Annotated in this window: 22 protein-coding genes (1 of these 22 only partly in view); all 22 read left to right on the forward strand. The window is 39.6% G+C overall.

What is annotated here, in order from left to right:
• Nucleotides 1–201, forward strand: the 3' portion of a protein-coding gene (locus tag HHK02_RS02045) for a D-alanyl-D-alanine carboxypeptidase family protein (RefSeq protein WP_098046620.1). Its footprint begins 1044 nt before the window's first position; the window shows 201 of its 1245 coding nt (coding positions 1045–1245); its start codon lies beyond the left edge, outside the window; its stop codon occupies nt 199–201.
• Nucleotides 202–999: a serine hydrolase gene (locus HHK02_RS02050; RefSeq protein WP_099979686.1), complete on the forward strand. Its 798-nt coding sequence runs from the start codon at nt 202–204 to the stop codon at nt 997–999.
• Nucleotides 1000–2457, forward strand: coding sequence for a sucrose phosphorylase (gene gtfA, locus HHK02_RS02055; RefSeq protein ID WP_003668877.1), 1458 nt, complete (start codon nt 1000–1002; stop codon nt 2455–2457). It begins immediately after the preceding gene.
• Nucleotides 2458–3675 (forward strand): MFS transporter, encoded by a 1218-nt coding sequence (locus HHK02_RS02060; RefSeq protein WP_078009609.1) that lies wholly within the window; start codon nt 2458–2460, stop codon nt 3673–3675.
• The gene (locus tag HHK02_RS02065; RefSeq protein WP_003670741.1) at nt 3676–5010 is read left to right on the forward strand and encodes a dipeptidase; all 1335 of its coding nucleotides are present in this window, start codon (nt 3676–3678) and stop codon (nt 5008–5010) included. It abuts the gene before it with no gap.
• On the forward strand, nt 5011–6528 hold the full coding sequence (locus HHK02_RS02070; RefSeq protein ID WP_078009610.1) for a YfcC family protein: 1518 nt from the start codon (nt 5011–5013) through the stop codon (nt 6526–6528).
• Nucleotides 6529–7473 (forward strand): Dyp-type peroxidase, encoded by a 945-nt coding sequence (locus tag HHK02_RS02075; RefSeq protein WP_011953543.1) that lies wholly within the window; start codon nt 6529–6531, stop codon nt 7471–7473.
• A complete protein-coding gene (locus HHK02_RS02080; RefSeq protein WP_181462700.1) occupies nt 7474–7980 on the forward strand; it encodes an ATP-binding cassette domain-containing protein in 507 nt (168 codons plus the stop codon).
• On the forward strand, nt 7981–8898 hold the full coding sequence (locus HHK02_RS02085) for an ATP-binding cassette domain-containing protein (protein ID WP_181462701.1): 918 nt from the start codon (nt 7981–7983) through the stop codon (nt 8896–8898).
• On the forward strand, nt 8899–9615 hold the full coding sequence (locus tag HHK02_RS02090; RefSeq protein WP_016496555.1) for an alpha/beta hydrolase: 717 nt from the start codon (nt 8899–8901) through the stop codon (nt 9613–9615). It begins immediately after the preceding gene.
• Nucleotides 9616–10644 carry a YeiH family protein gene (locus HHK02_RS02095; RefSeq protein WP_078009611.1) on the forward strand — a complete coding sequence of 343 codons (1029 nt, stop codon included), beginning with the start codon at nt 9616–9618 and terminating at the stop codon, nt 10642–10644.
• Nucleotides 10645–11181 carry a flavodoxin family protein gene (locus tag HHK02_RS02100; protein WP_181462702.1) on the forward strand — a complete coding sequence of 179 codons (537 nt, stop codon included), beginning with the start codon at nt 10645–10647 and terminating at the stop codon, nt 11179–11181.
• Nucleotides 11182–12096, forward strand: a complete 915-nt coding sequence (locus HHK02_RS02105) for a PLP-dependent cysteine synthase family protein (RefSeq protein WP_152744457.1) — start codon at nt 11182–11184, stop codon at nt 12094–12096.
• Between the two features lie 185 nt (nt 12097–12281).
• Nucleotides 12282–13214: a ferrochelatase gene (gene hemH / locus HHK02_RS02110; RefSeq protein ID WP_152719107.1), complete on the forward strand. Its 933-nt coding sequence runs from the start codon at nt 12282–12284 to the stop codon at nt 13212–13214.
• Nucleotides 13215–14519, forward strand: a complete 1305-nt coding sequence (locus HHK02_RS02115) for an Nramp family divalent metal transporter (RefSeq protein WP_181462703.1) — start codon at nt 13215–13217, stop codon at nt 14517–14519. It abuts the gene before it with no gap.
• The gene (locus HHK02_RS02120) at nt 14520–15065 is read left to right on the forward strand and encodes a class I SAM-dependent methyltransferase (protein WP_098035565.1); all 546 of its coding nucleotides are present in this window, start codon (nt 14520–14522) and stop codon (nt 15063–15065) included.
• Nucleotides 15066–15734, forward strand: a complete 669-nt coding sequence (locus HHK02_RS02125; protein ID WP_085679035.1) for a potassium channel family protein — start codon at nt 15066–15068, stop codon at nt 15732–15734.
• Nucleotides 15735–17078 carry a TrkH family potassium uptake protein gene (locus HHK02_RS02130; RefSeq protein ID WP_004562239.1) on the forward strand — a complete coding sequence of 448 codons (1344 nt, stop codon included), beginning with the start codon at nt 15735–15737 and terminating at the stop codon, nt 17076–17078. It begins immediately after the preceding gene.
• A complete protein-coding gene (locus HHK02_RS02135; protein WP_004562240.1) occupies nt 17079–18851 on the forward strand; it encodes an oleate hydratase in 1773 nt (590 codons plus the stop codon).
• Nucleotides 18852–19613, forward strand: coding sequence for an NADPH-dependent oxidoreductase (locus HHK02_RS02140; RefSeq protein ID WP_181462704.1), 762 nt, complete (start codon nt 18852–18854; stop codon nt 19611–19613).
• A complete protein-coding gene (locus HHK02_RS02145) occupies nt 19614–20753 on the forward strand; it encodes a glycosyl hydrolase family 8 (protein ID WP_152744453.1) in 1140 nt (379 codons plus the stop codon).
• A complete protein-coding gene (locus HHK02_RS02150) occupies nt 20754–22067 on the forward strand; it encodes a glycosyltransferase family 2 protein (protein WP_085679047.1) in 1314 nt (437 codons plus the stop codon).
• The last annotated feature ends 33 nt before the right edge of the window (nt 22068–22100 follow it).

The raw sequence follows: 22100 nt of genomic DNA on the forward strand, positions 1-22100 counted from the left end.
ACCGTTTGGCTTCCAAAGAATATAAAATTACAAGCAACTAAACCAACATTACGAGTGCAGGGAGATGATCAAAAACAACTAACTGCGCCGCTAAAGAAAAATCAACAAGTTGGCTCAATTGAGTTGCATATTCCAGGGTTGCCTGATTTTAATATTCCAGTAAGTACAAGCCAAAGCGTTGCTAAAAAGTCGATGTTTTAAATGCAAAGATCGCAACGTCATCGTCGTAAACCGCGCAGGCTTATCTTAATTATTATTGCTATTCTGCTTATTATTATGGGTGTCCGGCACTTCAGCTCGACAAGTGCCCGCCTAAAATCCGCATGGAATAAAATCATCTTCACTTCCAATAATAATGTCAGTATTGCGGTATATTCACCAAAGACCCACCAAATTTATACTTCTAGTAATGCACCCCAGCATAAGTTTCGAACTGCTAGTACAGTAAAGGTTAGTATTTTAGCAGGGATTCTTGCTAAACAACAAAGTCCCCTTACAAGCCATCAAAAATCACTTGCCACTAAAATGATTGAGCAGAGTGACAATGATTCAACTAGCGAATTATTTGAAGATTATCTTGGCGGAAAAAACGGTCTCCAACAAACTTTTGAAAAATTTGGCATGACCCAATCTCAGGCTAATAGCAGTTGGGGATTAACTGTTACTACTCCAAAAGATCAAGTTAAACTATTAAATAATATTTTCTATAAGTCTAAAGTTTTATCTGATGACGAAAGAAGTGAAATTCGTGATTTAATGGGTAATGTTGAAAGTGACCAAGCCTGGGGGATCTCAGCAAGTAGCGATAATTTTGCATTAAAAAATGGTTGGCTAAATTACGGTAAAGATGAATGGATCGTCAATAGTATTGGCTACGTAAAAAATAGCAACGGAAAAGACTACACAATTGCAGTTTATACTGATAAAAATCAATCAATGGCCGCGGGACAACAAGTAATTGAACAACTTGCTCGTGTAACAAAGCCAATATTAGACTAAATGCCAATCAAAAATGAAGCAATGTTAATTACTTACTCTGACTCAATGGGTAAAAATATTAAAGAAACTCATGAAGTATTAAAGAACTATATCGGTGATGCAATCGGCGGTGTTCACTTACTTCCATTCTTCCCATCAACTGGTGACCGTGGTTTCGCACCATACCGTTACGATGTTGTTGATTCTGCTTTTGGTAACTGGGATGATGTTGAAGCATTAGGTGAAGACTACTACTTAATGTTTGACTTCATGATTAACCATATTTCCAAGAAGTCTGAAATGTACCAAGACTTCAAGAAGAAGCACGATGATTCTAAGTACAACGACTTCTTTATTCGTTGGGAAAAGTTCTGGGAAAAAGCTGGTAAGAACCGTCCAACTCAAGAAGATGTTGACTTAATTTACAAGCGAAAGGATAAGGCTCCTAAGCAAGAAATTACCTTTGATGATGGTACTACTGAAAACTTATGGAACACTTTCGGTGAAGAACAAATTGATATTAATGTTAAGAGTAAGGTAGCTAACGAATTCTTCAAGGAAACATTAATTGACATGGTTAAGCACGGTGCAGATATGATTCGTCTTGATGCCTTTGCTTACGCTATTAAGAAAGTTGGTACTAATGATTTCTTCGTTGAACCTGAAATCTGGGATCTCTTAAATGAAGTTCAAGATATTTTGGCTCCTTACAAGGCCATCATCCTTCCTGAAATTCACGAACACTACACCATTCCACAAAAGATTTCACAACATGACTTCTTCATCTATGACTTTACCTTACCAATGACTACTCTTTATACCCTTTACTCTGGTAAGACTAACCGCCTTGCTAAGTGGTTAAAGATGTCACCAATGAAGCAATTTACTACTCTTGATACTCATGATGGTATTGGGGTTGTTGATGCTAAGGATATCTTAACTGATGATGAAATCGAATATGCATCCAATGAATTATACAAGGTTGGTGCTAACGTTAAGCGGAAATACTCAAGTGCTGAATACAACAACTTGGATATTTACCAAATTAACTCTACTTACTACTCTGCATTAGGTGACGATGACAAAGCTTACTTGCTTTCTCGTGCATTCCAAGTATTTGCACCTGGTATTCCAATGGTTTACTATGTTGGTTTACTTGCTGGTTCAAATGACCTTGAATTACTTGAAAAGACTAAGGAAGGTCGGAACATCAACCGTCACTACTACACTAAAGAAGAAGTTGCACAAGAAGTTCAACGTCCAGTAGTTAAGAACCTCTTAGACTTACTTGCATGGCGGAATAAATTTGCAGCCTTTGATCTTGATGGTTCAATTGAAGTGGAAACACCAACTGAAACAACTATCAAGGTTACGCGAAAAGATAAGGATGGCAAGAATGTGGCTGTTCTTGATGCTGATGCTGCTAACAAGACTTTCACTATTACAGCTAATGGTGAAAAAGTGATGGAACAAAAATAGATGAATAACAAAAATTCTCTTGTTACCAAATTGGCATTCCTGTCAGTTTCATTCATGGTTACGAGTGCTTATGCCATTCAAGGTTCTTTACCGCAATTAAAGGCGGCACTCGGAATCTCACAGACACAGTCAGAATATTTAGTTACAACTCCATCATTTGCTGTAATGATTTTTGTTGTCCTTTCACCATTACTTCAACAATGGTTCAATATTTCTGATAAAAAGATTATTATGGCCGGGGTTACAATTGTTGGTCTTGCCGGAATTGTTCCTATGTTTGCGAATGACTACACTGCGATTTTGATTTCCCGGTTAGTTTTAGGAGCAGGATTTGGTTTATATAACTCTCAAGCAATTTCGATGATTTCAGTTTGGTATGAAGGTACAACCCGAGCTCAAATGCTTGGTTGGCGTGCTGCGGCTGAACAAATCGGTCAAGCTTGTACCCTTGCAATTGCCGGATTAATTCTTAGTTATGCAGGTTGGCATGCATCATTTGCCGTTTATCTTCTTGCTTTCGTTGTTCTTTTCTTCTTTGCAGTTCGTGTTCCTGACGATAGCAAAGCACAAGATAATAACGTTGCAGAAGACGATCTTGCTGAAGAAGTAACTGAAGTGGAAGAACCAATTAAAAAGATTAGTCCAGTAGTTTACCTCCTTGTTCTCTTTGCCTTCCTCTTAGTTGTAGATTATGTTGGAATGGAAAATCGTTTCCCTGGCCTAACCGTTGCAATTAAGGGAAGTAGCTATACTGGTTCATCAATGTTCCTTTCCTTAATGTTAATTGGGGCAACGCTTGGTGGTTTATTCTACGGATCAATTAATAAAGTGTTAGGTTTTAACACTGTTTACCTTGGTCTCGGGTTAATGGCCATTTCAAACTTCTTATTTGCCTTCGCAAACGGCAACTTTGCAATGTTAGTAATTGGTTTGCTTTTAATCGGCTTCCCACTACAATTAGTTTCTCCGTTGATTTTTAACTTGTTGCCGGATTTAGCTCCTGCTAAGCGTCAACCATTAGTAACTTCAATGGTACTGATTGGTTTTAACTTTGGAGCTTTCTTCTCACCAACAATTGCTGAATGGATGAATCGATTAGTCGGTCGCCCAATGAGTGGCCTTGATCTTGCCGCACCATTCCCAATCTACGGGGTAATGCTAATAGTTATTGCCTTAATTATTTTCTTTGCAACTCGTCATTCTAAACAAGCTAACTAAATGGATAAAATTATTACAGAAGATGAACAAAAAGCTGCTGTTAAAACTTTAGAACGACTAATTTCTGTTCCATCATATAATCAACCAGTAGAAGAAGGCGCACCATTTGGCAAAGGAATTCGTAACGCCCTCGATGAAATGATGAAGATTTGTGATGAATTAGGTTTTAAGACCTATGAAGATCCAGACGGGTACTATAGCTATGCAGAAGTTGGTAGTGGGGACAAAATTTTTGGTGTAATTTGTCATCTTGATACGGTTCCTGCCGGCGATTTAGGCAAATGGAAACATAATCCATTTAAAGGCACAGTAATCAATGATGCAGTTTATGGACGAGGGTCACAAGATGATAAAGGTCCAGGAATTGCAGCTTTATATGCTGTTAAAGCATTGATGGATCAAGGTTATCACTTCAATCAACGAATTCGTTTTATTTATGGAACTGATGAAGAAATTCTATGGCGTGGAATTGCTGAATATAATAAAAAGGAAGCGCCAATTGATAGTGGAATTTCTCCTGATGCTGAATTTCCATTAATTTATGCTGAAAAGGGGTTGCAACAATCTTATCTCGTTGGTCCAGGAACAGATCAACTAAAGATTAACTTGAAAAATGCGTTTAATGCGGTCCCTGATAGTGCAGTGTACGATGGTCCAAAGCAGGATGAAGTGAAGGCGGCTTTAGATAAGCATGGCTTTGAATATACAAGTGACGACAATTCGATTACTGTTATTGGTAAGTCTGTTCATGCGATGATGGCACCGGAAGGAACGAATGCTGTTTTACGGTTAGCGATTGCGCTTGATGATGTTTTTGATTTTAAGCCACTTGATTTTATTGGCAAATTATTTAAGGAAGATGCAACGGGGAGCAATGTTCTCGGTGATGTTCGCGATGAGTCTGGACAATTAACTTTCAATATTTCTAGTCTTGAGATTAATGAAAATGAAACAAGAATGCAGATTGATTTACGAATTCCCGTAACGATCGATCGCGATAATTTACTAGCAAAACTAAGTAAACAGGTGGCAGCTTATGATTTGAAGTATGTTCATTTTGATTATTTAGCACCCCTGTACGTTCCAAAAGACAGTAAATTAGTGCAAACTTTGATGAAAGTTTATAAAGAACAAACTGGGGATGTTGATGCTGAACCACAAATTTCTGGTGGGGCAACATTTGCTCGAACCATGAATAATTGTGTTGCCTTTGGCGGAATGTTACCAACAACTCCCGATTATATGCATCAAGCTAATGAACAGTGGCCATTGCCAGACATGTATAAAGCGATGGAAATCTATGCGCAGGCAATCAAGAAGCTTTGTGTGGATTAAGTGCAGGAAACACAAACGAAGAAAAAACATCATTTTCATATGCCCTCTGCGTTTACAATTTTATTTTTAATTATTATTTTAATTGCAATTTTAACGTGGATTATACCAGCAGGGACATATGAGACGGATAAAGCTGGAAATATTATTTCTGGCACATATAAGGCGGTGACAAATAAACCCCAGGGAATTTGGGATGTCTTTATGGCACCCGTTATCGGGATGGTCGGTGATAAAAAGACAGATGGAGCCATCTCAGTATCACTATTTATTCTTGTTATCGGTGGATTCCTAGGAGTGGTTAATAAGACAAATGCATTAAACGAAGGGATCGGTTCAATCGTTCGCCGGTATAAGGGACGAGAAAAACAATTGATTCCAATTTTAATGCTTCTGTTTGCTCTTGGTGGATCAACATATGGAATGGGGGAAGAAACGATTGCATTCTATCCTCTCTTGATCCCCGTGATGATGGGTGTTGGCTTTGATTCAATTGTAGCGGTTGCGATTGCTTTAGTGGGAAGTCAAGTTGGTTGTTTAGCATCAACTGTTAACCCATTTGCCACAGGAGTAGCTTCTCAAACGTTAAATATTTCTCCTGGTGATGGTTTAGTTTCCCGGGTAATCCTTTTAATTATTATGATAACGATTAGTATTATTTATGTTTACCACTATGCATCGGTAATTGAAAAAGATCCAACTAAATCATTGGTTTACAATCAACGAGCAGAAGATGAAAAGCACTTTTTAGTCAAGGCTGATCCTAGTGACGACCATAAGATGACTGGTCGTCAAAAGACAGTTATTTGGCTATTCGGAATTACTTTTGTTGTGATGATTCTAGGACTAATTCCATGGTCAAACCTTAATAGCCATTGGACATTTTTTGATAAATTTACAAAGTGGTTGGTTAATATTCCATTCCTAGGCGATTTATTAGGGCATGATATGGCACCCCTTGGAACATGGTACTTCAATGAAATTACCATGCTCTTCCTCTTTATGTCGGTCTTGATTATGGCTGTTTACCATATGAAGGAAAGCGAATTTATTGATGCTTTCATGTCAGGAATGGGAGATTTCTTAAGCGTTGCAATTATTGTGGCAGTTGCACGGGGAATTCAAGTAATAATGAATAATGGGATGATCACTGGAACAGTTCTTCACTGGGGAGAATTGGGCCTTCATGGATTATCACAAACGATCTTTATTATTTTGACTTACATTTTCTATATCCCAATGTCATTCTTAATTCCATCAACGTCTGGGTTAGCTGCGGCAACGATGGGAATTATCGGACCAATGGGACATTTTGCGCATGTTTCTGGTAGCCTTGTTATTACTGCTTATCAAGCAGCTTCGGGTTGGGTTAACCTTATTACCCCAACTTCGGGAGTTGTTATGGGAGCGTTAGCAATTGCGCATATTAATGTCGGCATTTGGTGGAAGTGGATGCTGAAATTAATGATTTATCTCTTTGTTGCTACTTGCTTGTTCTTAGGAATTGCTGCCTTGCTCTAGATGGTAATGAATCCTAATAAAGCACAAGACGTTTGGAAAGACGCCGGTGAACATGTCCAATTTACTGTATTAGAATTAAAACGAGAAAATCAAGCAAAGGAACAAGAAGCAATTCAAGAATTTGTTGAACGGTTCCAAGCAATTACTCGATCACTGCGAATTCGGGATAATAAGGGTAATCTTAAAGTTTCTTTAGGCTTTAGCAACGACGCATGGGACTATCTTTTCCCAAATGCCCCTAAACCCAAAGAATTAGAAACTTACCAAACATTAACCGGGCCAAAATACAAAATGCCTGCCGCAAAAGGAGATATTTTCCTCCATATTCGTGCAAACGATGAGGCTGCAGTTTACGAATTCATGGCTCAAGTAATGCTCTTTATTAGAGATATTACTAATGTTGTTGATGAAACAAAGGGCTTTCGCTATTTTGAAGGCCGGGCCATTATTGGCTTTATTGATGGAACTGAAAATCCGGAACCTCAGGATGCTGCTGAATATGCAATTATTGGTGATGAGGATCCTACGTTTGAAAATGGTTCATATGCCTTTGCACAAAAATGGCGGCATAACATGGACATTTGGAATAAGCTAACTACTGAAACGCAAGAAAAAGCTGTTGGACGAAAGAAGTTTTCTGACTTAGAATTAAGCGAAAAAGAGAAGTTTAAGAATGCTCATAATGTCGCTTCCCAAGCGGAAATTGATGGTATTGAACAGAAGATTGTGCGCATGAATGTTCCATATTCAGACCCTGCCGCTGATAATACTGGAACTTTCTTTATTGGTTATTCACGGCATTGGACTGTAACTAAGAAGATGCTTGAAAATATGCTTGAGCAAAACGATTATCTCCTAACTTTCTCTGATATTTTAGGTGGTCAACTCTTCTTTATTCCTTCGCGTCCAATGTTGGATCAAATTGCTGAAGGCGAATTAAATTAGATGGAACCAATCACGATAAATAATTTAACTTTTGCTTATCCGGGACAAGAACCGCTTTTTAATCATTGTGATCTTAATATTAGCAGCGATTGGAAACTTGGTCTTCTTGGACGAAACGGTCGGGGCAAAACCACACTACTCAAAATCTTGCAAAAGCAACTTTCCTTTCAAGGAAGTATTCAAACCAATCTTAAGTTTAACTATTATCCATTAGTAATTCGTGAACCGAATGATTACACATTGAATGTCCTTATGAGAAGTGGCTATCAAGGTGAGCAATGGCAAATCGAACGAGAATTAAATTTAATGGCAACTCCCACAGAATTACTATGGCAACCTTTCAGTACTCTTAGTGGTGGCGAACAAACACATGTGATGCTAGCAACCCTTTTTGCCCAGGATGGATATTTCCCCCTGCTTGACGAACCGACTAATCACCTTGATCAAGATGGTCGAAAACAAATTGCTCAATATCTAAAAGCAAAAAAACGGCTTCATTATCACTAGGTGATTGAACAACACCAGCTTGTTTTAACCCGTGGTAATTACAGTGATTATTTCGTTCATAAGGAGCAACGAGATTCTACGGCTATCAAGAAAAACGAAAATTTATTAAAAGATATTCATCATTTAAAGCAAACACGTCAGGCAAAATCTCAATGGGCTCAACAAGCAGAAAATGAAAAGAAGAATAATTCGCATGCGGATAAAGGCTTTATTGGTGCCAAAGCTGCAAAAATGATGAAAAAAGCAACCATAATGAAAGGACGCTTAGACACCGCAATCGAGGAACGAAAAGGACTTTTAAAAGAGATTGAAAACGTTGTTCCGCTAACAATTAATGTCCTCCCCACTAATCATCAACTATTGTTAAGCATTAATGATCTAACGTTATCGTATCCAACTAAACAACTCTGTTCTAATATCACTACAACCATTGAAAAAAATGACCAGGTCCTGCTCTGTGGGAATAATGGTACTGGAAAATCTAGTATTATTAATGCAATCATCGGGACATTCAGTGGTAAGCAAAGCGGAGATATACTTTTTAGCAGTGCCCTTAAAATCAGCACAGTACGTCAAGATTATTATGATAATCATGGAAGTTTACGTAGTTTTGCATCTTCTTCTAAAATTAACTACGATCAATTTCTTAACCTTCTTCGTAAATTAGGGATGGAACGTGCTACTTTTAATGTTCCGATTGAAGAAATGAGTATGGGACAACAAAAGAAGGTTGAACTAGCACGGTCATTAGCTGAGCCCGCTCACCTTTATTTATGGGATGAGCCGCTAAATTATCTTGATACCTATAATCAGCAACAACTAATTCAGTTAATTCAAGAAAAGCGACCACCAATGCTAATTGTTGAACATGATCAAAATTTCATTAAGCAAATTGCCACAAAGAAAATTGAAATTTAAATGGAAATTAAAAGTGTTAACTTAGATCAACCATATTCGTCTCTAGATATTTATCATAGTAATACTGATAAAACTTTACCCGGCCTTGTTATTTTGCCAGGAGGCAGTTATAACAAGATTATGGAACGAGATTCTGAGCGGGTGGCATTAACGTTTGCAACCCATGCATGGCAAACATTTGTTGTGCGGTATCCAGTAGTTGAACATAAAAATTATGAAGAAGCCAAAATAGCAGTTCACCAAGCATTTGAATATATTGTTAACCATGCAAATGAATTAGATGTTGACGTTGATCGACTGGGAATTATTGGCTTTTCTGCAGGAGGCCAAATTGCCGCTGCATATAGTAACGAAAAACTAACACACGCTAAATTTGCCGCATTAGGATATCCTGTTATTCAACCCTTGATTGATGAACGCATGGGGGTTACAACAGAAAATGTAGCGGAATTGGTAAATCCACAAACACCACCAACCTTTATGTGGGGATCGGCAAAAGATGAATTAACTCCCTTTGTTGATCACCTCCAAGTATATGCAGATGCGTTAATCAAGTATGATGTTCCATATGAATTACATGAGTTTGGCACTGGGGGACATGGAATCGCATTAGCTAACGAATATACTGGTATTGTCAATAATGATCGAGTAGATAATCATATGGGAAAGTGGTTCCCACTATTTCTTGAGTGGTTAACTGAGTTGAATTTAATTTAGATGAGTATTATGAAGACTAAGTCATTCTGGATTGCTGCTATTATGACCTTAATTTGTTCTGTTGCTGGGGTGCTTTTAGCAAAACTACCTTATGTCAACTTGATTGGAGCATTGGTTATTGCTTTATTATTAGGTATTGCCATGCAGTTGACTCCTGCTAGCTTGCGGAATGAAGCTCAAGGCGGCATCGGATTTATTTCTAACAAATTTTTACGTCTTGGTATTATTCTTCTTGGTTTCCGCTTAAACCTAGAAAAACTTGCTGCCGCTGGGGTTAAGACTATTTTGGTTGCAGCTATTGGGGTTACCGGAACGATTGTCCTCACTTATTGGCTTAGTCGAAAGTTTGGTGCAGAAGATGAATTAGCTATCCTTTCTGCTTGTGGCTGTGGTATTTGTGGAGCGGCTGCTGTAATGGGGGTTTCACCACAAATTGAAACTGACAACGAGGAGCGCAAACGAGAAAATGAAGTATTAGCTGTTGCCGTTGTTTGTGTAATGGGGACAGTCTTTACTTTAGTTGAAATTGGAATCAAACCATTACTCGGACTTACCGATCCACAGTTTGGAATTGTGGCTGGTGGTTCATTACATGAAATTGCTCATGCCGTTGCAGCCGGGGGAGCTTTTGGTGAAGCAAGTTTAGATAACGCCCTTATTATGAAACTTTCACGGGTTCTTCTCTTAGCGCCAGTCGCTTTAATTGTTGGTTACTGGTATCAACACCGCCTTATAGTTGAAAGTGAAGAAGAACATACTAAAGAACCAAAGAAATTACCAATTCCTTGGTTCCTCGGTGGTTTTATTTTAACTAGTGTGTTAGGAACCTTTCTTCCATTCTCACCAGCCTTTCTTGATGCACTTGTTCAAGCAGCCTATATCTTTTTAGGAATGGCAATGGCTGCATTAGGTGTTTCAGTAAACTTTAAGGTTATTTTTAAACGTGGAGGGGCCGTTTTTGGCGCGGCTGTGATTAGCTCAACCTGTTTATTGGTATTTATGATTATTATGAGTAAAATATTCTTCTAAATGAAGATTGTTGTATTAACAGGAAGTCCCCATCATCCAGGAACTTCTGAGCAATTAGCAGATGCCTTTGTTAAGGGCGCTACTGAAGCAGGAAATGAAGTTTATCGCTTTGATGCTGGACGCCGGACCGATGAATTTTCGATGATTAAATTGGAAGACAATCATCCCGGACAAGAAGTTGCGATTGAACCGAATGATGTTATTACTAATGAAGTAATGCCTAAGCTGTTAGCGGCAGACATGGTAGTCTTGGTTAGTTCGCTATATTATTACGGGATCAATGCAGCGCTAAAAGCAGTGATTGATCGTTTCTACAACTATAACCATGAACTTCACGGCGGAAAGAAAGCTATTACTTTAGTGAGTGGTTATGGTCAAGAAGATGCCTTTGCTTCACTTAACTTATATTTTAAGCAATTGCTTGAATATATGTGTTGGGATAAAGTAGGAGAGGTGCTCGCAGCTGATTCTTGGAATAATCAAAAACTAGCTAAACATGTTGAAGAAGCTTACCAGCTGGGAAAGACGGTTAAATAGATGTTAGTTGAAAATACTTATGATTTGATTGGTCACACCCCCTTGATGCACTTGCCGATGAAGGCTCCAAATGACGTTAATATTTATGCTAAGCTCGAAATGTTTAACCCAGGTGGCAGTATCAAGGATCGTTTGGGGATGGCGCTAATCCAGCGAGGAATGGAAGAAGGAAAAATAAAAGATACAACGACAATCATCGAGCCAACTGCCGGAAATACAGGGATTGGAGTTGCTTTAGCAGCACTAAAATACCATTTACCAGTTAAATTAGTGGTACCAGAAAAGTTTAGTTTTGAAAAGCAAACGTTAATGTGTGCATTGGGAGCCAAAGTGATTAATACTCCAAGTGAAGAAGGGATCAAAGGAGCAATTGCGGCCGCCAAAGAATTAGCTGCTGAAATCGAGGATGCTTACGTGCCTTTACAATTTCAGAATCCAGCGAATCCTGATGTTTATCAGCACACCTTGGGACCAGAAATTTTAGCTGATCTTGCTAATAAACCGCTGGCGGCCTTTGTAGCTGGTGCAGGAAGTGGTGGCACTTTTGCGGGAATTCAAAAGGCGCTCCAAGATGCTTACCCAGAATTAAAAGGCTATATTGTTGAACCAGCCGGATCGATTTTAAATGGGGGTCCAGCCCATAGTCACCGTACAGAAGGAATTGGAGTGGAGTTTATTCCACCGTTTTTTAAGGACTTAGATTATACCGGGGTAAAAACAATCAGTGATGAGGATGCATTCTATTATGTTCGCTGGGTTGCTAAAAATCTTGGCCTCTTTATTGGTAGCTCTAGTGGGGCTGCGCTTGCGGCAAGTTTAGAAGTTGCTAAAGAATTGCCACACGGGGCTAATTTAGTCACGGTATTTCCTGATTCAAGCGAGCGTTACCTCAGTGAACATATTTATGAGGAATAGAAAGTAAGTGGGAATTAACCTCCTCGACAAGGCGGTGGGCTAAGGATAGAATGGTGATTAGCACGGCACGGGCTGATTATCGTTCGAACTTAGCCTCGAGCCTTGTGGTTAATTTCCACGATATCGTAACAATATACCTATAAAAAACGAGGCTGTTGAAAAAACAAAAGTTTTTTCTCAGCCTCATGAAAAAGAACGGACTATTATTAGTCAATCTCGGTTCACCCGATACGCCAACAACTCCCGACGTTAAGCGTTATTTGAAAGAATTTCTCAGCGATCGGAATGTTATCGAAATGCCACCAGCACTATGGCAACCACTCCTTCGCGGAATTATTCTTCCAACTCGGTCATGGCGATCAGCGACTTTTTATCGTAATTGTTGGACAAAAGATGGGTCTCCATTGATTGTCTACACAGAACGGTTGGTTGCTAAGGTCCAGAAATTGATGCCGGAGTGGATTGTCAAAATGGCAATGACCTATGGCAAGCCTAAAATTAGTGACACAATTGTCGAAATGAAAAAGGAATGTCAAAATATTACGGTTCTCCCTCTCTTCCCTTTTTTCACTAAAAGCACAACCCAAACGGTCATTGAGAAGGTAAAGGATGCTGATCCAGAAGCGAAAATAATTGATCGTTTCTCGGCAGAAGAAGATTATTTAGACTTATTGGCTAAGCAAATCCAAACGGCATGGGATAAAGGGAAATATGACAAATTACTCATTTCGTATCATGGAATTCCGACAGCCATGGTTAATCATGGTGATCCTTATCGTGATGAAACAGAAGCGGCCACCGCGGAACTGATTAAACGGCTGGACATTCCTGAAAAGCAAATTAAGATGGCTTACCAATCTAAGTTTGGCCCAATGCCATGGTTAAAACCTTACCTCCGGAATACGCTGCTTAATGAGGCACAACTCGGTCATCGTGATGTGTTAGTCGTTGCTCCATCATTTGTAGCGGACTGTTTAGAAACATTAGAAGAAGATCAAGTGCAGAACTATCAAGTCTTTCGTGAAAATGGCGGAAATAACCTTGTAATGGTCCCTTCGCTCAATGACTCACCAGAATTTGCTCAGTTTATTACTGATCTTGTGCAACGAAAGGGATAAATGGAACGAAAAAGTTTAGATGAAATCAATGGAAGTGTTGATGTTCCAAATGTTTATCAAAGTGCATTTTGGCAGAAATTTCTTGCTTATAGTGGGCCGGGTGCTTTAGTCGCCGTTGGTTATATGGATCCAGGAAACTGGTTAACGTCGCTTGCCGGTGGTAGCCAATACCGCTACCAGCTATTAGTGGTCCTTTTTACCGCCATTTTAATTGCTATGTATATGCAATCTTTATCAATCAAGCTTGGGGTTACGACTCGGACCGACCTTGCACAGGCCATTGCACGACGTTTACCTACTCCCCTGCGGATTGCCTTGTGGTTATTTAATGAAATAGCAATGATGGCAACGGACTTAACCGGAGTCGTTGGAACTGCTGTCGCCTTAAACATGTTATTCAAGCTGCCCTTACTTATCGGCGTCCTGCTAACAATTGCGGACGTGCTAGTTGTCTTATTTTTCCTTCATTTTGGGATCCGCCGAATTGAATTTATCGTTTTAACTGCTATTCTGGTTGTCGGCGTCATCTTTGTGATTGAAGTCTGTTGGGCCCACCCTGAATTTTCCGCGATCATGGACGGTTTTGTTCCTCGTTCCACAATTTTTACTAATCACAGTGAGTTGCTAATTAGTTTAGGGATTGTCGGCGCCACGATTATGCCCCATAATATTTATCTTCATTCCTCCCTGGCGCAAAGTCGACGCTACGATGAACATGATCCAAAGCAAGTCAAAGAAACGCTCCGTTTTGCTAATTGGGATTCATTAATTCACCTTTTTGCGGCCTTCGTCGTCAACGCCCTTCTGCTTATCCTTGGAGGAACCCTCTTCTTTCATGCGGCAAGTCTCGGTAGTCTTGAGGATGTCTTTTTCGGGCTAAAGAATCCTCAGATCGTTGGTAGCCTCGCTAGCCCATTAATGAGTTGGTTGTTTGCCTTTGCCCTTTTGGTAACTGGTTTAATCTCCTCTATCACTAGTACCTTGGCTGGTCAAATTGTCATGGAAGGATTTATCAATATTCGCCTCCCACTCTGGAAAAGGCGTCTCCTTACGCGGGCCGTAACCTTAGTACCAATCTTAATTATCGGCTTCATGATTAATTTTAACGAAGAACAATTTGAACAACTCATCATTTATGCGCAAATCGTCCTCAGTATCGCCTTGCCATTTACGCTCTATCCCCTTGTTGCTTTGACGGGCAATAAGAAACTGATGGGACCACATGTCAATTCACCATGGCAAACCGTCCTTGGATATGTTTTGGCTAGTTTGGTTACTGGGTTGAACTTGCTTGTGTTGGTATAATTGATAGTCGTTATTGGGATCGTAATTGTTATAGTTGTTGGAATTATTGGATGGTTGATCTGGCAAAGGCAACAGGTCTGGAAAAAGATAAGTGCTGATTTATCGATACGCGGGGATGTTCAAATCCTTGATATGAGCATTGGTAATGGAAAAACGTTTATTAACCTTGCCAAGCAATTGACTGCTCCCGGCAAAATTATGGGAATAGTTAAAAATGAAAAGCAAGCACAGCAAGTGAAAGAACTGATCAAAGAAGAGGCAGTAGCTGATCGCGCGAAAGTAGAATTGACTGATAACACTAATTTGCCTTTCACTGATCATCAGTTTGACTATGTTCTGATTAGTAATTTACAGCAGGTAAAACCGGCAATTACGCAAGGACGTGTTTTGCAAGAGGCGATAAGGGTCCTCGCTTTTAAGGGAACCATAGTGATTACTGCTACTACTGTACAACACTATCGTCAACTACTGGAATATTATCGTTTTAAAGACATTAAAGTTAAACAAATAGGTGGACAGCGCGTGATGATTGCACGACGAAACTAATTGGCTAAAAAAGAAAGTTATGCTGTTATTGGAATTGGACAATTTGGGGCCTCGATATGTGAAGCTTTAGTTCAAGCTGGTCAAGAAGTATTGGCGATTGATTCTAGTGAAGAAGTGGTAAATGAATTTGCGGGGTCAGTTATGCGGGCGGTAATTGCGGATGCGCAAGATGAGGATGCTCTGTGTGACCTTGATATCGGTAGTTTTGATCATGTGTATATTTCAATCGGAAAAAATGTTGAAGCAAGTATCATGGCCACGCTAATTGCTAAAGAACTCGGGGCACCAGATGTAATCTGTCGGGCTGAAAATGTTAATCATGCGCGCGTTTTGGAACGAATTGGCGCTGATATGGTTGTTCGTCCAGAGCATGATTTAGCTAAGCGGCTTATTTTTCAACAACTAAATCCAAGCGTCGTTGATTATGTCACCTTGAGTAAGGAAATAACTTTGGCAGAAGTAAATATTAATAATCCAAAGTTCTTTAATAAGACCTTAGACGAACTGGATTTTCGTAATCGTTATAATGTCAATGTGATTATCATTGTTAGTAAGGATGATGAAGTTAATCAAATGCCGCAAGCTAATGACGTTATTCAACCGCACGATAAAATCACAGTTGTTGGGCAGTTAAAGGATATTCGGAAGCTAAACGATATTGTTAGTTAAGTGATTGAAATAAATAAACATAAATATACATTTCCCAAAATTCTTACATTTGGGTTCTTAATTGTTATTTTTATGGGAACGATTTTACTCTCCTTGCCGTTTGCAACGCGACCAGGAGAAACGACAAATTTTATGACTGCTTTCTTCACTTCAACGAGCGCAACCTGTGTAACAGGATTGACGTTAGTTAGTACAGCTCATCACTGGACATTATTTGGCCAGATTGTGATTGCAATCTTGATGGAAGTGGGAGGCTTAGGTTTTATGACGTTTGCAGTCATGATGTCGTTACTGGTCCGGCAACGAATGCGAATGTCAACACGATTATTAACTCAAGAAGCCCTTAACCTTGATCATTTGTCGCAGTTAAATGTGGTTTACCTTATTATTCGGCTTTCATTGTTAATCCAATTAGCTGGTGGAATATTTCTATTCTTTGATTTCTATCCACGGTACGGATTAGGCAAAGGAATATGGTTTAGTATTTTTCACTCAATTTCGGCCTTTTGTAATGCCGGCTTTGACTTGTTTGATAATAGTATGGCAAACTATGCTAATGATCCTTACATGCTATGTGTGTTAGCAGTTTTGATTATTGCCGGCTCACTTGGTTTCTTAGTATGGAAAGATATCCTCAATTATCCTAAATATCACCGGCTATCCCTGCATACTCAGTTAGCATTACGTACTGGAGCAGTCCTCTTTATTGTTTCTGTGGTTATTTACTTTATTACCGAGAAGAACTTAGCACAATTAAGTGATAAATTAAGTTTTTCCAACCGTATTCTCAATACTATTTTTATGGCAATCACGCCACGAACTGCTGGTTTAATCACTTTTCCTTACACTGATTTAAGTGCTGCCGGCCTCGCGTTTACGGTTATTTTGATGTTTATCGGAGGAACGCCGGGGTCAACTGCTGGTGGGGTTAAAACCACAACAATCGGTCTATTAACGATTCAGAGTTTTGCAACTTTGCGTGGACAGCGAGACACGACATTTGCTCATCGCCGGTTTACCCAAGAAAATATTTATCGTGCTTTGACATTACTGTTTGTTGCTTTATTTATTTTGCTTGTATCAATTTTGGTGCTTGTTGAAACACAGGATTTGCCAAAACATGATTCGTTGGCGTATGTTACTTTTGAGGCAGTGGCAGCCTTTGGGACAACTGGAATATCGTTGGGAATTACAACCCACCTTAATTTATTAGGTCAATTTATTATGATGTTTTTAATGTTTGTGGGCCGGGTAGGAATTTATACTGTAATGTTCTCAATCCTAAATGCAAGTACAGCAGCGAAGAATTATCGTTATCCAGAGGAGAGTGTGTTAATTGGCTAAATGTACTATTCAAACGGAAATTATGAAGCATTTGCTCGTCCCCGTAAGCCGGCGGGAGTGGATAAAAAACATGCTTACATTGTTGGCGCTGGTTTAGCAGGTCTTTCTGCGGCTGTCTTCCTAATTCGTGACGCCCAAATGCCAGGCGAAAACATCCATATTTTTGAAGAGTTACCAATCGCTGGTGGTTCCTTAGATGGTCAAGATCGCCCCGATGTTGGCTTTGTCACTCGTGGTGGCCGTGAGATGGAAAACCACTTTGAATGTATGTGGGATATGTATCGTTCAATTCCATCCTTGGAAATCCCTGGTGCATCTTATCTTGATGAATATTATTGGCTAGATAAGGATGATCCAAATAGTTCAAATTGTCGCTTAACTTATAAACGGGGCAATGAGGTTCCAACTGACGGCAAGTATCTTCTTGGAAAGTCAACTAAGGAATTAATGAAACTGATTCTTACACCTGAAGACCAGCTTGGGGACTTAACAATTGGGGATTACTTCTCTGAGGACTTCTTCAAGAGTAACTTTTGGATTTACTGGTCAACCATGTTTGCTTTTGAGAAATGGCATTCGCTAGCAGAAATGCGGCGATACGCAATGCGATTTATCCACCACATTGACGGTTTGCCTGACTTTACTGCTCTTAAATTCAATAAGTACAACCAGTATGAATCAATGACCAAACCATTGCTTGCATACCTTAAAGATCATGGTGTTAAGTTTGAATATGATACACAGGTTCAAAACGTCCTAGTTGATACCAAGAATGGTGAAAAGCACGCTAAAAAGATTATTCTTAAGCAAGGCGGCGAAGATAAAACGATCAACTTAACTGACGATGATCTGGTATTTGTTACTAATGGTTCAATCACGGAAAGCTCAAATTATGGGAGTCATCACCAGGTAGCACAACCAACCCGTGCCCTTGGCGGCAGCTGGAAATTATGGGAGAACCTTGCTAAACAATCGCCATCATTTGGTCACCCGGATGTCTTTTGTAAAAACATTCCTAACCGTAGTTGGTTCATTTCTGCAACTGCGACCGTCAAGAATCCACAAATTGAACCGTATATTGAACGACTAACTAAGCGTGACCTTCATGATGGAAAGGTAAACACTGGTGGAATTATCACCGTCACTGATTCTAATTGGATGATGAGTTGGACCATCCACCGGCAACCTCATTTTAAGAGTCAAAAGCCAAATGAAACCATTGTGTGGATTTATGGTCTCTATTCTGATACAGAAGGTAATTACATCAAGAAACGAATTGTTGACTGTACTGGGGAAGAAATTACTAAAGAATGGCTCTACCATCTCGGTGTTCCAGAAGCTTTAATTGACGATTTAGCAAAAGAAGAGTCGGTTAATACCGTCCCTGTTTATATGCCATTCGTTACTAGCTACTTTATGCCACGGGTAAAAGGCGATCGTCCGAATGTTGTTCCTGAGGGGTCAGCTAACTTGGCCTTCATTGGTAACTTTGCCGAATCGCCAACTCGGGATACCGTCTTTACAACTGAATATTCAGTCCGGACGGCAATGGAAGCTGTTTATAGTCTCCTCAATGTTGATCGCGGGGTACCAGAAGTCTTTAATTCAGTCTATGATATTCGCGAATTAATACGGGCAATGTATTATATGAACGATAAAAAGCCGCTTGAAGAAATGGATTTGCCAATTCCAAAGATTGTTGAGAAACCACTGCTCAAGAAAATTAAGAAGAATTGGATTGGCGAATTAATGGAAGAACAGCATTTACTTTAAATGACCAATGAAACGATTAAGCACCAATTAAACCATCGTACAATTCGGGCCTTTAAGCCCACAAACCTTTCAGCAGAACAATTGAATACTCTTTACTCTTTTGCTAGTCATACGCCAACCAGTATGTTTATGCAGCAGATGTCAATTATGCACATTACTGATCCAGATAAACGGGCCGCAATCAGAGAAATTAGTAAGCAACCGTATGTCGGCGCAAACGGTGACCTGTTCATTTTGTTAGTTGATCTTTATCGTAACCAACAAATACGACAGCAAAAGGGCAAGGATGATGGCCGTTTACATACCGCTGATATTTTCTTCCAAGGCCTTGATGATGCAATCATGGCTGCCCAAAACATGATTACTGCTGCCGAGAGTATGGGTCTTGGCGTCGTTCCCCTTGGTTCAATCAAAAATGATCCGCAAAAAATCATCGAAGTCCTTAATCTCCCTAAAATGACCTTCCCAGTTTTAGGCTTACAAATCGGTATACCTGACCAAGAACCTCAACTAAAGCCCCGCCTGCCATTAAAATTTATCGCATTTGATAATGACTATCCAAAAGAGATCAAGCTCAGTGACCTAAGCGATTATGATCAAGAAGTTACTACCTACTATGACCTTCGTGATGCCAACCGACGAATTGATTCCTTCACCAACCAGATTGCGGGGGCTAAACTCGATCGCCACTATACCAAGCGCGATGAAATTATGAAGGTGTTACACCGACAAGGTCTTTGCACTGATGAAGGAATTGATTAGATGAAACGACCAGTATATATTTGGCTCCTTACGCTCATTGTTGCGGTTATTTATATTGCAACGCTCGCGTTTGTAAGAATAAAGAATCCTGAACATATTCAGTATGAAGATTATCGGCGGTGGCAGGCAGCGTATTTAGTCCGCAAAAATAGTAAGCAAACGTTTGTTAATACCAGCAACGATCAAAAGCATCCTGTTGCATTATCGGAAGGACAAGGCTACGGGCTGCAAGTAGTATCTCGCGCTGCTGAAAAGGGCTGGGCAAGTGAAAATGACTTTGATAAGTTACTTAACTATTACCTTGCACATCGCGATTATGTTGGAAAACACCATGACCAGCTAACTTACTTAATGTCCTGGCGTCAGTCTTATAATAAAGAAGGTCAATGGGTTGATGATCATAATAGTGCGACTGATGGTGATCTTTACATTGCTGCGGCTCTTCACCGGGCTGCAAAAGTTTGGCCACAAAAAGCACCTTATTATCATAAGCTAGAGCAACAGATTGCCACTGATATCATGAAATATGAATATAACCCAACCACGCACATGTTAACAGTGGGTGATTGGGTTACGAAGGATTCTAAGTTTTATTATTTATTGCGAACTTCAGATGTAATGCCGACAGTTTTTGATCATTTATACGATTGTACTCACGATTCAAGGTGGCAGATGATCAAAAATAATATGCTTGACCGTCTGACTGCATTAAGTAAACAGCACCGAACAGGACTAGTACCTGACTTTGCCTGGGCTCGACCAGGGAGTACCAAGCCAGTGGGGCCGAATACGGTTGCCGGAAAATATGATGGAGACTATAGTGCGAATGCTTGTCGGGTTCCAATGATGTTGGCAAAAAGCAATGATCCACGGGCTCAGAAAGTCTTAAATAAAATGATGAGGTTCTTCAGTGAACAGTATTATATTACGGCTGGCTATTCATTAAACGGTCACCGATTGGTTAAATATCAATCAAATAGTTTCAGTGCGCCGATTTTTTATGCGGTTAGCTGCAATCGTAATGAAGGGTATGATAATCTGTTTGCTAGCCAGAAACATATCTTCAGTAAACCCTTAACAGAGAAAAATTATTATGATGCGACCTTAACGACATTAGCTGCTCTTGAGGGGATGAACTAAATGACCGAGTTTGTAATGATTGTGACCCTGATCTCAATTTGGAGTTCGCTATTAATGTCATCTATTACATTAGGTGGGGCAGTTCACTTTTGGCTTGAACATAGTAGAAAAATTGTGGATATTATCCCATTAAAACGATATCCATTAATTACGATTGTTGTTCCCGCTCATAACGAAGCAGTAGTTATTGCGCAGACGACCCAAGCAATCCTTGAATTAAACTATCCAGCAGATAAGGTCGAATTATTAATCTTTGCGGATAATTGCAATGATCAAACTGCTCAACGGGCCCGAACAGTGTTACAGCTTCCAAAATATAAATATGAGAAAAGAAAAGCAAAGGTGATAGAACGTCATGGTAGCGGAGGGAAGGCCGGTGTCTTAAACGATGCCCTTAAAATGGCTCATGGTGAATATATTGGTGTTTACGATGCCGATGCAATGCCGGAAAAAAACGCCCTCTATTTCTTAGTACGAAAAATCCTCGAAAATCCAACACGGTACGTTGCAGCATTTGGCCGGAATAAGACACGCAATGCCGAACAAAACTTTTTAACGAAGTGCATTAATCAAGAAATTGTTGTTACCCAACGGATCCAGCACTGTGCAATTTGGCATTTATTTAAGATTGGCCGGATTCCAGGAACTAACTTTATCATTCAAAGTAAATATGTCCGTTCAATCGGGGGCTGGGCAAATGGAGCCTTAACAGAAGATACTGATATTTCATTTAAGATTATGCAAAGTGGAAAACTAATCGCGTTAGCTTATAATTCGGAAGCTTTTCAACAGGAACCAGAACGTCTGCATGATTATTATTATCAGCGTCTACGGTGGGCAAAGGGAAACTACCAAGTTGTCCTTAAAAATTTTAAGTATCTCTTTAGAAAGAGCAATTGGCGAGTAAAGTTAGAAACATTTTATTATTCCTGTACTTTTTTCTGGTTTAATGCAGCAATCGTCCTTTCTGATGCAATCTTTTTAGCGAACGTAGGTTTTTGGATTGTTCATCTTTTCAATCCACAGGTAATGATTCCCTTTACATTCGGGGAAAGTAACATCCTAATCGCCCAACTTTTGCTTTTTAATTGGTTATTAATGATAATCTTGTATATTTTACAAATTACAACAGCAGCAGCTACGCAATTTGGGCAAGCGACGAATAAGCAAATCTGGTTAGCGCTTGCTTCATACTTTACCTATTCGCAATTATTTATAATTGTTTCGATTCATGCGGTAATCTCAGTTGCACTTGATCGACTATTACGGCGTGACGGGACAAAATGGGTAAAGACTAAGCGGTTTGCTGACTAAATGGTAAGGATTTTCTTTTGGTTAGCGCTCGTG

It is taken from the genome of Limosilactobacillus reuteri (genome assembly GCF_013694365.1).
In the GTDB taxonomy this organism is placed as follows: domain Bacteria; phylum Bacillota; class Bacilli; order Lactobacillales; family Lactobacillaceae; genus Limosilactobacillus; species Limosilactobacillus reuteri_E.

Excerpts from the sequence above, each read along its gene's own strand:
- HHK02_RS02050 (WP_099979686.1), top strand. The coding sequence starts at position 202 with ATGCAAAGATCGCAACGTCATCGTCGTAAACCGCGCAGGCTTATCTTA.
- gtfA (WP_003668877.1), top strand. The coding sequence starts at position 1,000 with ATGCCAATCAAAAATGAAGCAATGTTAATTACTTACTCTGACTCAATG.
- HHK02_RS02060 (WP_078009609.1), top strand. The coding sequence starts at position 2,458 with ATGAATAACAAAAATTCTCTTGTTACCAAATTGGCATTCCTGTCAGTT.
- HHK02_RS02065 (WP_003670741.1), top strand. The coding sequence starts at position 3,676 with ATGGATAAAATTATTACAGAAGATGAACAAAAAGCTGCTGTTAAAACT.
- HHK02_RS02075 (WP_011953543.1), top strand. The coding sequence starts at position 6,529 with ATGGTAATGAATCCTAATAAAGCACAAGACGTTTGGAAAGACGCCGGT.
- HHK02_RS02080 (WP_181462700.1), top strand. The coding sequence starts at position 7,474 with ATGGAACCAATCACGATAAATAATTTAACTTTTGCTTATCCGGGACAA.
- HHK02_RS02090 (WP_016496555.1), top strand. The coding sequence starts at position 8,899 with ATGGAAATTAAAAGTGTTAACTTAGATCAACCATATTCGTCTCTAGAT.
- HHK02_RS02095 (WP_078009611.1), top strand. The coding sequence starts at position 9,616 with ATGAGTATTATGAAGACTAAGTCATTCTGGATTGCTGCTATTATGACC.
- HHK02_RS02100 (WP_181462702.1), top strand. The coding sequence starts at position 10,645 with ATGAAGATTGTTGTATTAACAGGAAGTCCCCATCATCCAGGAACTTCT.
- HHK02_RS02105 (WP_152744457.1), top strand. The coding sequence starts at position 11,182 with ATGTTAGTTGAAAATACTTATGATTTGATTGGTCACACCCCCTTGATG.
- hemH (WP_152719107.1), top strand. The coding sequence starts at position 12,282 with ATGAAAAAGAACGGACTATTATTAGTCAATCTCGGTTCACCCGATACG.
- HHK02_RS02115 (WP_181462703.1), top strand. The coding sequence starts at position 13,215 with ATGGAACGAAAAAGTTTAGATGAAATCAATGGAAGTGTTGATGTTCCA.
- HHK02_RS02135 (WP_004562240.1), top strand. The coding sequence starts at position 17,079 with ATGTACTATTCAAACGGAAATTATGAAGCATTTGCTCGTCCCCGTAAG.
- HHK02_RS02140 (WP_181462704.1), top strand. The coding sequence starts at position 18,852 with ATGACCAATGAAACGATTAAGCACCAATTAAACCATCGTACAATTCGG.
- HHK02_RS02145 (WP_152744453.1), top strand. The coding sequence starts at position 19,614 with ATGAAACGACCAGTATATATTTGGCTCCTTACGCTCATTGTTGCGGTT.
- HHK02_RS02150 (WP_085679047.1), top strand. The coding sequence starts at position 20,754 with ATGACCGAGTTTGTAATGATTGTGACCCTGATCTCAATTTGGAGTTCG.